The organism is Mesorhizobium erdmanii USDA 3471, assembly GCF_000472705.1.
Classification (GTDB): Bacteria; Pseudomonadota; Alphaproteobacteria; order Rhizobiales; family Rhizobiaceae; genus Mesorhizobium; species Mesorhizobium erdmanii.
Genome location: NZ_KI421454.1, coordinates 19,354 through 32,461, shown reverse-complemented (window position 1 = coordinate 32,461; position 13,108 = coordinate 19,354). Strand labels below are relative to the sequence as shown.

Annotated in this window: 9 protein-coding genes, 1 tRNA gene and 1 pseudogene; 7 read left to right on the top strand and 4 right to left on the bottom strand. The window is 61.9% G+C overall.

Annotated elements, in window-relative coordinates:
- Positions 1-151: 151 nt before the first annotated feature.
- Positions 152-921: pseudogene (locus tag A3AU_RS1000000137045) on the top strand (IS110 family RNA-guided transposase).
- A 492-nt stretch (positions 922-1,413) separates the two neighbouring features.
- Here the strand turns inward: A3AU_RS1000000137045 and A3AU_RS0130565 are convergent.
- From A3AU_RS0130565 to A3AU_RS0130555, 3 genes are all read right to left on the bottom strand, one after another.
- A complete protein-coding gene (locus A3AU_RS0130565; protein ID WP_032918462.1) occupies positions 1,414-2,724 on the bottom strand; it encodes a tyrosine-type recombinase/integrase in 1,311 nt (436 codons plus the stop codon).
- A gap of 213 nt (positions 2,725-2,937) precedes the next feature.
- A tRNA-Phe gene (locus tag A3AU_RS0130560) sits at positions 2,938-3,013 on the bottom strand.
- Positions 3,014-3,182: 169 nt separating this feature from the next.
- Positions 3,183-4,055: a helix-turn-helix domain-containing protein gene (locus A3AU_RS0130555; protein ID WP_027056279.1), complete on the bottom strand. Its 873-nt coding sequence runs from the start codon at positions 4,053-4,055 to the stop codon at positions 3,183-3,185.
- Between the two features lie 106 nt (positions 4,056-4,161).
- Here A3AU_RS0130555 and A3AU_RS0130550 point away from each other — a divergent pair, with 106 nt between their 5' ends.
- The 5 genes from A3AU_RS0130550 (at position 4,162) to A3AU_RS0130530 (ending at position 10,408) form a co-directional block, all read left to right on the top strand.
- Entirely contained in the window at positions 4,162-5,430 is a 1,269-nt protein-coding gene (locus A3AU_RS0130550) for an ABC transporter substrate-binding protein (protein ID WP_027056278.1), read from the top strand.
- 133 nt (positions 5,431-5,563) lie between these two features.
- Positions 5,564-6,424, top strand: coding sequence for a carbohydrate ABC transporter permease (locus A3AU_RS0130545; protein ID WP_027056277.1), 861 nt, complete (start codon positions 5,564-5,566; stop codon positions 6,422-6,424).
- Complete coding sequence (locus A3AU_RS0130540; protein ID WP_027056276.1) at positions 6,421-7,257, top strand: carbohydrate ABC transporter permease; 837 nt, start codon at positions 6,421-6,423, stop codon at positions 7,255-7,257. The genes A3AU_RS0130545 and A3AU_RS0130540 overlap by 4 nt, the downstream gene beginning before the upstream one ends.
- A gap of 8 nt (positions 7,258-7,265) precedes the next feature.
- Positions 7,266-8,345 (top strand): ABC transporter ATP-binding protein, encoded by a 1,080-nt coding sequence (locus A3AU_RS0130535; protein WP_027056275.1) that lies wholly within the window; start codon positions 7,266-7,268, stop codon positions 8,343-8,345.
- Between the two features lie 35 nt (positions 8,346-8,380).
- Positions 8,381-10,408, top strand: coding sequence for an aldo/keto reductase (locus A3AU_RS0130530; RefSeq protein WP_027056274.1), 2,028 nt, complete (start codon positions 8,381-8,383; stop codon positions 10,406-10,408).
- Positions 10,409-10,435: 27 nt separating this feature from the next.
- Here A3AU_RS0130530 and A3AU_RS0130525 read toward each other — a convergent pair whose 3' ends face one another.
- A complete protein-coding gene (locus A3AU_RS0130525; RefSeq protein ID WP_027056273.1) occupies positions 10,436-11,344 on the bottom strand; it encodes an AraC family transcriptional regulator in 909 nt (302 codons plus the stop codon).
- 211 nt (positions 11,345-11,555) lie between these two features.
- Between A3AU_RS0130525 and melA the strand changes: the two genes are divergently transcribed.
- Positions 11,556-13,022 carry an alpha-glucosidase/alpha-galactosidase gene (gene melA / locus A3AU_RS0130520; protein WP_027056272.1) on the top strand — a complete coding sequence of 489 codons (1,467 nt, stop codon included), beginning with the start codon at positions 11,556-11,558 and terminating at the stop codon, positions 13,020-13,022.
- Positions 13,023-13,108 lie beyond the last annotated feature (86 nt).

Sequence of the window (13,108 nt, the reverse complement as noted above, 5' to 3'; positions counted from 1 at the left end):
TTTCGGCCCACGGGCGATGTAATCCTAGCGTGCTGGATGACCGCAATCGCATTTTCTGTGACAGAAGCAATCCTTCCGCTCCTGATGCGGTGGACGGCTCTCCTCCCTTCCTGCGGTATGATCGCGGGATTAGAGCTGGAGGAGCGCTATTATGAGCAACGTTACGACAATCGGTCTGGATAATGCGAAGTCCGTGTTTCAAGTCCACGGCGTGGATGCGACTGGTGAGGTTGCAGTTCGCAGGAACTTGACGCGTGGGCGTGTGCTGCCGTTCTTTGAGAGCCTGCCGCGTTGCCTGGTCGGAATCGAAGCCTGCAGTTCGTCGCATTATTGGGCGAGAGAACTGACTGCACGTGGCCATGATGTGCGGCTGCTGCCGGCACAGTATGTGAAGCCTTATCTGAAGCGGCAGAAGAATGATGCTGCAGATGCAGAGGCGATCTGCGTGGCCGTGACAAGACCGATGTCGTGAAGGAACAGATCCTCGAAAACGATCGCCGGGTCCGTGCGAGTGCGCGAGAGACCGAACTGGGTCGCAGGTTGATGGAGATTCCGGGCGTTGGCCCGCTGCTGGCGAGTGCGCTCGTTGCGACCGTCGCCGATCCGCACGCGTTCAAGTCGGGGCGATGCCTCTCGGCTTGGATCGGGCTCGTGCCGAAGCAGAACTCTAGCGGGGGCAAGGAGAAGCTCGGCAGCATCTCCAAGGCCGGCAATCGCTACCTGCGACAATTGCTCGTGGTCGGCGCCATGGCGGTCATCCGCTATGCCGAACGGAACGGGACCAGGCGGCCATGGCTGGTGCAACTGATGGCGCGGCGAACAACCAAGGTCGCGGCGGTTGCGCTGGCTAACAAGACAGCCCGCATGGTCTGGGCATTGATGACCGGCGGCGAGCGCTACAGGGAGCCGGTCATCGCATAGAACGAAACAAGGCGCGGGATCGCCAACGAGGTTGGAAAGGGCGGACAGGAGCTAATGCACAAAGCCGGTTGAAACCGCCGGATCAGGAAAACCCACTGGGGCCGTGCACTATAAGTGCGAGCTTTCGATCGGGACCTGAAACGCGCGAATGGCATTATGGCCAGCGGCACATGAAAGGCCGCACCTACAGGTCGGATACATGGCCGCACCAACCAGCAACTGCAAAAGCTCACAAATCCCTTGCCAACGGAGAGCCGTCCATACATGGCCCCAAACCAGCCACGTTCGTCACGGGTTAATCGACCCTTCTTGTGGACGACGAGACACCGCGGAGGGAATACTAGTCCTCCTCCTGGTCCTTAGGTTCGCCAGACCATACGAGAGAATACGAAGGAAATGTGTGGCCAACATAACGTATTGATTTCCTGTGGAAAACGATGACCCTCCGGGCCTGCAACATTGGTCGCCCAGTTTCGGTGTTTTCGACGAGGTTCAGTGTGATTTTCGGAGGTTGGAGGTTCGTCTCGTCGTTTGGCGAACCGTCGCCGTTGGCTTCCAAACTAGACCCTCGCGAGGATGTATGGACAGCAGGCTTGCCTCGCGTCCCCCGATTGAGACCACCCGCGAGTTTTTGCTCTCGAGTTCATCCAGATAATCGGCCCACCATTGCATCATCCTGACGCGCTCTTCCCAGTGCTCTGCCCGGGCATAGGCGCGCCGAACGTCGTTGTTCTCAATGTGGGCCAGCTGCCGCTCTACGGCGTCCGGGTGCCACTTGCCGCATTCGTTTAGCAGAGTTGATGCCGTTGCTCGAAAGCCGTGCGCGGTAGCTTCTTCTTTGCCATAGCCCATACGGCGAAGGGCGGCGTTAAGCGTGTTGTCGGAAATCGGACGCGAACCCGATCGAACACTAGGAAACAACAGCGATCCACCACCAGAGATTTCTCTAAGTGAGGTCAGGACGCTGACGGCCTGCGTGGAAAGAGGTACGCGGTGCGGCCGTCGCATCTTCATGCGTCCTTCAGGGATGCTCCACACCGAGCTTTCGAAATCGAACTCGTCCCATCCGGCCGCGCGCAGCTCGCCGGGGCGGGGAAATAGCAGGGCCATCAGCTTCAGAGCGGCTCGGGTTGTAGGCTGTCCGTCAAATGCATTAATCGCCCTCAGCAAGCCTCCCAAGGCCTTAGGATCGGTAACCGCGGCACGGGGCGTGACCGTCGGACCGACGAGTGCGCCCCTCAGGGCGATCGTCGGATCTACATCGGCGCGTGCGGTTGCGATTGCATATCGAAACACGCTGCCGATGGTGGAGCGCATTCGCCTGGCCGACTCGTATCGACCACGAACCTCCACGCGGCGGAGAGCGGCAAGAATTGTGGCCGGATCGATCTCCCGAACGCTTTTGTCCCCAAACGTTGGATAGGCAAAGTCGAGCAGCCATTTGACCTTGGTGATGGTCCGGTCGGCACGTCCCTCCTTCTTCAGCTTGTCGACATAGTCCTCCGCGATTGAGCGAAAGGTGTCCTCCGCCGAAGCCTTTTGCGTCTTACGCTCCTGTGCGGGGTCGATGCCACGCAGGAGGAGACGTTTGGCGGTATCGCGCGCCTCGCGTGCCTCAGCGAGGGAGATGAGGGGATAGCTGCCCAACGCCAGAAGCTTCTGCTTGCCGCCAAAACGATAGGCGAGGCGCCATAGGCGAGATCCGGTAGGCTGCACCCAAAGCTGGAGCCCGCCACCGTCAGACAATTTCACGAGCTTGGAAGCGGGTCGGGCATTACGGCATTTTACGTCGGAAAGAGCCATTTTCGGGACCTCCAATTTGGCTGCATCGATACCATCAGGATCTCCAATACCAGCGAAAATACCAGCCCCCCGCCTCGTTGGACCAACTGCGCCGAAATTCCACGAAACCCGACCATCCGCGCCTTGGGCACCGAAATCAGTAAGTATTTCAGCTAGTTGCCGAGACAGAAGCGTAGAGCCTTCGGCGAAAGAGACTGTCGGGAGAAGAGGGGATGGTGCCCAGAGGCGGATTCGAACCACCGACACGCGGATTTTCAGTCCGCTGCTCTACCAACTGAGCTATCTGGGCCTGTTCCGGCTAACGAAAACTCGCGCTCCGGATTTCAGGAGCGCCGTGGGCGCCCCTTGAAAGCGCGTGGGTTATAGCATGGGAATCCGGCCTGTCCAGCGCCTAGGTGTGGATTTCCGGCAGGAAAAGAAATGCCGTCCGATCCGTGGTTTCCACGCCGAGCCCTGGCCTACCTGGCACCCGCCAGGCCCTTGCGAAAATCGGATGGTGTCATGCCGGCCAGCTTGCGGAAGGATTTGTTGAAGGCGCTGAGCGAGCCGAAGCCTGAGTCCATGGCGACGCGCAGCACATTGGCGTCCTGGTGCATCAGAAGCGCCTGCGCGTAGCTCAGCCGCAAGAGGTTGACATACTCGTTGAGCGTCATGCCGGTCGATTTCTTGAACAGGCTCATGGCGTATTTGGGGTGGATGTCGGCCGCCGCCGCGATGTTCACGCAATCGATATCGTAGAGGAAATTCTCGGCGATGAAATCGCACATGCGCCCGACATTGCGCGACGATTGCTGGTCGAACGCGCTGCCGGCTTCTTGTCCGGCCGTCGTCTCGGGCACCAGCCGGTAAGGCTCGAACCGCACTCGCTCCAACCGCAGCAGAAGTTCGTTGACGGCGTGCTCGGCCTTGGCCGGATCGCCCGAGCGGGCATAGCGGTTCCAGCGGGCGAAATTGTCGTTGTCGGACTGATCGGTGGCGCTGGTCACCAGTGTCGCGCCGGTCATCAGCCGGTGCCGCACATCCGCCGGCAGATGCAGCCGGAAGAAATGCACCAGTGGCAGATGCGCGCCGGCATAGATGGCATCGTCGCTTAGATCGTCCATCTGGTGTGGCAGGCCGCCCCAGAAGAAGCACATCTCGCCGGCCGAAAGCGAAATCTCGTGCTCGTTCATGCGGTAGTGCACGTTGCCGCGCACGATGAAATTCACCTCGACCTGGGCATGCCAATGCGGCTTGAGCATTACCAGCGGAGCGGTGTGAAACATCTGCAGGAGCAACGGCAGCCCTTCCACGCTGCTGGCGCCTGGCTGGTAAAACGGCCGATCCGGCATCTTACTTTCCGCCAATTCCGTCTTCCCTTTGTCGGCGACAAGCCTTCCGCGCTGCCTAGTCTAGCCGGGCTCGCAGAGAGAGAGCAAATGAAATGGGAGGATTTCAATGCGCATCACACTGACATGCGCCGCGCTCGCGCTTGCCCTGGGCTCAGCCCCGGCCTTTGCGCAGTCCGGCGAAATCACCATCTGGAGCTGGAATGTCGCCGCTTCGTCGCTGAAGGCGACGGTTGCCGGCTTCAACAAGCTGCATCCCGATATCAAGGTCACTGTCCAGGATCTCGGCAACCAGCCGACCTACGACAAGTCGATCGCCGGCTGTGCCGCCGGCGGCGTCGGCCTGCCTGACATCGTTACCATCGAGAATGGCGAGGCCGAGAATTACTGGAGCCAGTTCCCCGACTGCTTCGTCGATCTGCACACGCTCGGTTACACCGCCGAGGACCAGAAGAAATTCCCCGATTTCAAACGCACCGAGCTTGAGGTCGGCGAAAAGGCCTATGCGATGCCTTGGGATTCCGGTCCGGTCGCCGCCTTCTATCGCCGCGACTTCTACGAGAAGGCCGGTGTCGACCCGGCATCGATCAAGACCTGGGACGATTTCATCGCCGCCGGCAAGAAGATCCAGGCCGCCAATCCGGGGGTCTCGATGACCAACGCCGACTTCAACGGCGACAGCGAGTTCTTCCGCATGATCGCCAACGAGCAGGGCTGTGCCTATTTCGCCGAGGACGGCCAGTCGATAACCGTCGCCGAGCCCAAATGCGTCGATGCCATGACCAAGGTCAAGGAGATGAAGGACGCCGGCATCGTCTCGTCCGCCGACTGGGGGACCAAGATCACCAACAACACCGCCGGCACCGTCGCCACCCAGGTCTACGGCGGCTGGTATGAAGGCACCATCCGCACCGAATCGGCCGGCGAAAACGGCAAATGGGGCGTCTATCTGATGCCGAGCCTGACCGCCGACGGCCCGCGCGCGGCCAACCTTGGCGGCTCGTCGCTGGCCATTACTTCGGCCTCGAAGAACAAGGAAGCGGCATACGAGTACCTGAAATACACGCTCGGAACCAATGAGGGCCAGATCACCATGCTGAAGGAGTTCGGCCTCGTCCCCTCGCTGGTCTCGGCGCTTGACGATCCCTACGTCAGCCAGGGCCTGCCTTATTGGGGTGGCCAGGCGGTGTGGAAGGACATTCTGGGCACCTTGCCGAAAGTCGTCCCCAGCCGCGGCACGCAGTTCCAAAGCGATGCCGAAATCATCGTTCGCGCCGTGCAGACCAAATATCTGGCCGGCGGTTATCCCGACGCCAAGGCGGCACTCGACGATGCCGCAAAACAGATCGCCGCGGCGACCGGATTGCCGGTCAAGTAAGCGGCTAGCTCCCTTCTCCCCGTTAACGGGGAGAAGGTGCCGGCAGGCGGATGAGGGGCGGCGGTGGCGTCGGCAAAATGACGCCAGCCGCCAACAGGCGCGACACAAGGGACGAAAAAAGGAGGAGGAACCAATGCGCAACCGCAACGCCACGGCCTATCGCTTCCTCACGCCCTATCTCCTGATCTTCGCCATCTTCTGGGTGTGGCCGATCATCTCCTCGTTCATCATCTCGTTCCAGGCGACCCGCACCGTGCCCTGGCGCTTCGCGCCCAGCTTCAACTGGGGCCGTCTGATCGGCGATCCGGCCTTCTTCAACGCACTGAAGAACACGCTGCTCATCCTCGTCATCCAGGTTCCCGTAATGATCGCGCTGGCCATGGTGATGGCGGTGCTTCTGAATTCGCCGCTGTTGAAGGCGAGGGGGCTTTACCGCTTCGCCTTCTTCGCCCCGGTCGTGGTGGGCGAGGTTGCCTATTCGGCGGTGTTCCGGCTGATGTTCAGCCTCGATTTCGGCATCGTCAACAAGCTGTTGAACAGTATCGGGCTCCCCAAGATCGACTGGTTCTCCAACGTCACGCCGGCCATGGCCCTGATCATGATCGCGGTCACCTGGCGCTGGGCCGGCTACAACGCCATCATCCTTCTGGCGGGCATGCAATCCATCCCCGAGGATGTCTACGAGGCGGCGACGCTCGACCGCGTCAGCAAGCTCAAGCAATTCTTCTACATCACCTTGCCGCTGTTGAAGCCGGTCATCGTGTTCTGCCTGGTATTGTCGATCATCGGCACCATGCAGCTGTTCACCGAGCCCTTCCTGATCACCGAGCGCGGCGGGCCGGGTGGCGGCACCGAGACGCTCGGCCTGCTGCTCTACCGCCAGGGGTTCCGGTCGCTCAATTTCGGCTACGCCTCGGCCGTCGCCTACACCATGGCGGGGTTGGCGATCGCGATCACGCTGCTACAATTGTGGCTGACGAGGGAAAAGCAATGAGCTCGCTCTCCTCCGCCCGCCTCAGGCGCAGCATCGCGCTGCATCTCTTCCTGACGCCGCTGGCGCTGATCTGGCTGTTTCCGCTGTGGATGATGGTGGTCTTCTCGACCATGCCCGACAATGGCATCTTCAGCCCCGGCATCGAGCTTTTGCCGCACGGCAATTTCGTCGACAATTTCAACAATCTGCAGCGCGACACCAACTTCGTCGGCGCCATCGGCATCTCCGTCTCCGTGGCGGTGACCTACACCTTCCTGTCGGTGCTGCTGACGTCGATGGCCGGCTGGGCGCTGGCCCGGTACCAGTTCTTCGGCAAAGGCGTGGTCGTCGCCATCATCTTCGGCACCATCACGCTGCCCTACGCGGTGGTGTTGATTCCGCAATTCATCATGGTGGCGCGCGACTTCCAACTCGCCAACACCTGGGTGGCGCTGATCGTGCCGCCGCTGTTCAATTCGCTCGGCGTGCTGTTCATGCGGCAAAGCTTCTCGATGATGCCGGACGATCTGTTCGATGCCGCCCGCGTCGAAGGCGTGAAGGAGTGGCGCATTTTCGTCTTCGTTGCGCTGCCGCTGGCGCGTCCGATGCTGGCGGCGCTCGCGATCATCCTGTTCCTGGCTTCCTGGAACAATTACCTCTGGCCGCTTTTGATCAACAGCCAGCCGGGCGCGATGACGGCGCCGGTGGCGCTCGGCACGCTGATCGGCCTCACCAAAGTGTCGTGGGGCGGCATCATGGCAGGCGCCGTGATGCTGACCGTGCCGATGCTCATCGTCTTCGTGCTCCTGCAGCGTCATTTCATCGCCGGCATCGCCGCCGGGGCAGTCAAGTAAGAGGCAGCATGGCAACCGTTACGCTGAGCAATGTCGTCAAGCGCTTCGGCGCCTTCACAGTCGTCCATGGCGCCAGCATGGACATCAAGGACGGCGAATTCGTCGTCTTCGTCGGACCGTCCGGTTGCGGCAAGTCCACGCTACTTCGGATGGTCGCTGGGCTCGAGGACATCAGCGGCGGCGACATCGCCATCGGCGGCAAGCTGGTCAACGATGTCGAGCCGGCCGAACGCGGCATCGCCATGGTTTTCCAGTCCTATGCACTCTATCCGCATATGAGCGTCGAGCAGAATCTCTCTTTCGGCCTGCGCATGACAGGCAATCCCAAGGCCGACACCGACCGGCGGGTCAAGCGCGCGGCCGAGATCCTGCGCATCAGCGAATTGATGGAGCGGCGTCCGAAGAAACTCTCCGGCGGCCAGCGCCAGCGCGTCGCCATCGGCCGCGCCATCGTTCGCGAGCCGCAGGTGTTCCTGTTCGACGAGCCGCTCTCCAACCTCGATGCCGAGTTGCGCGTCCAGATGCGGGTCGAAATCTCGCGCCTGCACAAGGAACTGGGCGCCACGATGATCTACGTCACGCACGACCAGACCGAGGCGATGACGCTCGCCGACCGGATCGTCGTGCTGCGCGCCGGTCACATCGAGCAGATCGGCCGGCCGCTCGATCTCTACGACAATCCCGACAATCTGTTCGTGGCCGGTTTTGTCGGCTCGCCGAAGATGAACTTCATAAAGGCTCATATTGTCGGGCAGGATGCGCGTGGTGTGGTGGTCGAACTGGCGGGCCAGGACAACGCCCGTATCGTGCAGCCGCTCACTGATGTCACGCCGGAAGTGGGAAGCAAGGTCATCGTCGGCGTGCGGCCCGAGCATTTCGGCGGCGCCGGCGAAGGCGACACCGACCTTGTCGTGGCCATCGACGTGATCGAGCATCTCGGCGGCACGAGTTTTCTCTACGCCCGGACGAAGAATGGCGAAGACGTGGTGATCCAGCGCGACGCGGCGAAGGTTCCCACCACCTCCGAGATCACCGTTTCCATCCGCAAATCCTACCTGTTCGACGAAAAAGGGCTGCGGCTGCGCTGACCGGCTGCCCTTCCAAGCTTTCAAGGAGAATGACAATGACCGCAATCACGCCCATGCGCTGGGGCATTCTCGGCCCGGGCAGCATTGCCCAGGCCTTCGCCGGCGGCGTGGCCGCTTCGCGCACCGGAAAACTGGTCGCCATCGGCGCGCGCAATCCCGGCAAGCCCGGCCTCGCCGAGGCCTTTCCCGGCGCCCGCATCGTCGATGGCTACCAAGCGCTGCTTGCCGATCCCGATATCGATGCCGTCTACCTCTCGATACCGCATCCCGGCCATGCGCAATGGGCGATAAGGGCGGCGGAAGCGGGCAAGCATGTGCTGTGCGAAAAGCCGCTGGCGCTGACCGCCTTCGAGGCCGACGCCATGATCCATGCCGCACGCAAGGCCGGCACCTTTCTCGGCGAAGCCTTCATGTACCGGCTGCATCCGCAGACGCTGAAGCTGGTGGAACTGATCAAGTCTGATATCATCGGCGAGATCAGGATGATCAAGTCGAGCTTCGGCTTTGCCATGCCGCGCTTCATGCCGCAGCACCGGCTCTACGCCAACGATTCCGCCGGGGGCGGTATCCTGGATGTCGGCGGTTATACCGTTTCTATGGCGCGGCTGATTGCCGGGGCGGCGGCAGGCCTCCCCTTTGCCGAGCCCGACAAGGTGGTTGGCACCGCCCATCTCGGCCAGTCCGGCGTCGACGAATGGGCCTCGGCGCTGCTGCATTTCCCCAGTGGCATCGTCGCCGAGGTCTCCTGCAGCATCTCGCTCAACCAGGACAATGTGCTGCGCATCCTAGGCACCAAGGGCCGCATCGAGGTTCCCGACTTCTGGTTCGCCGGGGGAAATCGCGATGTCGGCCTCGGCCGGATCGACGTGATCGGCGCTGACGGCTCCAGCGAGACGATCAGCGTCGACGAAAAGCGCCATGTCTATTCCTTCGAGGTCGACGGCGCCGGCGAGGCGATCCGCGCCGGGCGGCAGGAATTCGCCTGGCCGGGCATGGGCTGGGCCGATAGCCTCGGCACCTTGCGCGTGCTTGACAGATGGCGCGCCGCCGTCGGGCTGGAATACGAGATCGAAAAGGCTGCTTCGCGAACCAACACCATTTCCGGCCGGCCGCTGCGGTCCGGCGGAACGGCGATCGGCAAGCGCGCCATTCCCGGCCTGGCGAAGCCGGCGTCGGTGGTGGCGCTCGGCTTCGAGGATTTCCGCACGTTCTCCTCTGGTTCTATCCTGCTCGATGCGTTCTTCGAAGCCGGCGGCAATCTCTTCGACACCGGTTTTGTCTATGGTGCGGGCTATACCGAAAAGCTGCTCGGCGAATGGCTGAAGAACCGCGGCGTGCGCGAACAGTCGGCGATCATCGCCAAGGGCGCGCATTCGCCGCTCTGCTATCCCGACGTGATCGGCAAGCAGCTCGCCCAGTCGCTCGACCGCCTGCAGACCGACCATGTCGATATCTATTTCATGCACCGGGACAATCCGGACGTGCCGGTCGGCGAGTTCGTCGATGCCATGGACCGCGAGGTGAAGGCCGGTCGCATCCGTGGTCCGTTCGGCGGCTCGAACTGGACGATGCAACGCATGGACGAGGCGATTGCCTATGCCGAACGCACCGGCAAGCAGAAGCCCGGCGCGCTCTCCAACAATTTTTCGCTGGCCGAAATGCTGGAGCCGATCTGGGCGGGTTGCGTCACCTCGTCGACCGACGACTGGAAGGCGTGGCTCACATCGAGGCAGATGCCGAATTTCGCCTGGTCGAGCCAGGGCCGCGGTTTCTTCACCGAGCGCGCCGGGCGCGACCGGCGCGACAGCGAGGAATTGGTGCGGGTCTGGTATTCGGAAAAGAATTTCGGCCGCCGCGACCGCGCGATCGAGCTTGCCGCGCGGCTGGGCAAGAGCCCGATCCACATTGCTCTGGCCTACGTGCTCAATCAGCCTTTCCCGTCGGTCCCCTTGATCGGCCCGCGCACGCTGGGCGAACTGGACGACAGCCTGCGGGCGCTGGACATCGCGCTTTCGCTTGCTGACCTCGAGTGGCTGGACGGCGGCAGCCTGGACGCGGCCTGATACCTGGACAAGGATCAAAGGGCGGCGTCAGCTCGCGTCGTCCGACAGCCTGACGCCGCGCCTGGCCGGGGTCCGCAGATTGGCGTACATGCCCGTGGTGCGGAATTGGCTCGGCGTCGTGCCGTAGAGGCGGCGGAAGACCTTCGAAAAATAGTTCGCATCCTCGAAGCCGCACAGGATGGCGACTTCCTTCACCGGCAGGAAGTCCGCCTTGGTCAACAGCTTCGCCGCGCGCTGCAGGCGCTGCTGCAGCACGAACTCGGCCGGCGGCAGGCCCTCGCTCTCGGCGAAGCAGCGCGAAAAATGGGCTCGGCTGAGGCCGCTGATCCGGACCAGCTCCGCTACCGGCAGCGGTTTTTCCAGATTGGCGTTGATGTGGTCGATGACCGGCTGCATGGCGCTCAATTTTTCGGCGAAGGCATGGGATCCGAAGACATCGTCATAGAGCGCCATCGCCGCCTCGTAGGCGATGGCTGAAGCGGCACCCGGCGACGCCGCCCCCTTGACCAGACGCAGGCTGCAATCGGCGAGATGATCGATCGTCGCCGGCTGCAGCCGGAACACTGGACCGGAGACGCTGAGGATCGACTTGTGGATGCGCAGCGCCTCCTCGCCGTTCATCGAAATCCAGAAATATTCCCAGCGCTCGTCCCTGGCCAGCCAGTAGCGATGGTTGTGTGGCACCAGCACCAGCAGCGTGTCGTTCTTCTGCAGCCGGTAGTCACGGTTCTCGTAGCGCAGCCGGCCGGTGCCGCTGATCGTGTGCTGCAGCACGGTGAAAGGCGTCTGGCCGCGTTTACGCCCATCCCAGTCGTAGATTTCGTCCTCGCGCACTTCATAGCCCGTGCTGGTCGGCATGGCGTGCAGGCGCTGGCGGCCGCGCGGCAGCGAGATGGTGCGCATCGACTGTCCGTTGGCGATCAAATCATGCAGCACAAAATTACCCTCGAAAGCATAATCCTTCTCTGGCCGTGTCCGCGAATAAGCGCATAATCGGGTCTTCAAGAACGCGAAGAACCCGCGGTCGAGGAGCGGGTGGGAGGAGAACAGCCGGATTCCGGCTTGAATGGCATACATGCCTCGGCATGTGGCCATGTCCTCCCTTGTTGCTCCTTGCCTAGCATTCGATCGGATCGAGGTGAAGGTGATGAGTTTCAAAATCGCTATTATCGGTGCCGGCAGTGTTGGATTCACCAAGAAACTGTTCACCGACATTCTCTGCGTGCCCGAATTCCGCGATATCGAATTCGCGCTGACCGACCTCAGCGAGCACAATCTCGGCATGATCAAGGCGATCCTCGACAGGATCGTCGAGGCGAACGGATTGCCGACCAGGGTGACGGCGACCACTGACCGACGCAAGGCGCTCGAAGGCGCGCGCTATGTCATCAGCTGCGTCAGGGTCGGCGGCCTCGAAGCCTATGCCGACGATATCCGCATTCCGTTGAAATATGGCATCGACCAGTGCGTCGGCGACACGATCTGCGCCGGTGGCATCCTCTATGGCCAGCGCAACATCCCGGTCATTCTCGACTTCTGCAGGGATATCCGCGAAGTCGCCGCGACCGGCGCCAAATTCCTCAACTATGCCAACCCGATGGCAATGAACACCTGGGCGGCGATCGAATACGGCAAGGTCGACACGGTCGGCCTCTGCCACGGTGTCCAGCATGGCGCCGAGCAGATCGCCGAGGTGCTGGGCGCGAAGTCGAGGCACGAGCTCGACTATGTCTGTTCCGGCATCAACCACCAGACCTGGTTCATCGATTTGCGGCTGAATGGCCGCAAGATCGTGAAGGACGAGCTGGTAGCCGCCTTCGAGGCGCATCCGGTCTATTCGCGGCAGGAAAAGCTGCGCATCGATGTCTTGAAGCGCTTCGGCGTCTATTCGACCGAGAGCAATGGCCATCTGTCCGAATATCTGCCCTGGTACCGCAAGCGGCCCGACGAGATCACGCGCTGGATCGACATGTCGGACTGGATCCATGGCGAGACCGGCGGCTATCTCCGCTACTCGACCGAAACCCGCAACTGGTTCGAGACGGAGTATCCGCAATTCCTCGAAGCGGCGTCGAAGCCGATCGATCCCGCAAAACGCTCCAACGAGCATGCCAGTCACATATTGGAGGCGCTGGAGACCAATCGCGTCTATCGCGGGCACTTCAACGTCAGGAACGATGGCGTGATCACCAATCTGCCGCAGGATGCCATCATCGAGTCGCCCGGTTTCGTCGATCGCTTCGGCATCAACATGGCTGCCGGTATCACCCTGCCGGAGGCTTGTGCCGCCACTTGCATGGCCTCGATCAATGTCCAGCGCATGTCGGTCCATGCTGCGATATCGGGCGACATCGATCTCTTGAAGCTTGCCGTCCTGCACGACCCGCTGGTCGGCGCGGTGTCGACACCGGAGGAGGTCTGGCAGATGGTCGATGAGATGGTCGTCGCTCAAGCCGCCTGGCTGCCGCAATACGCGCATGCGGTTCCGGCTGCCAAGGAGCGGCTGTCGAAATCCGCGGTCAAGACCCGCGAATGGGCCGGTGCCGCGCGGCGAAACGTGCGCTCGATCGAGGAATTGCGTGCCGAAAAGGCCGCGCTGAAACAGGCCGGCTGAACCTCATACGGCGACGGTGGACCCACGGGAGGCGGATCCACCGCTGCGGAGCCTTTGAATTCGAGGAGAAGCGGAGCAACTGCAAA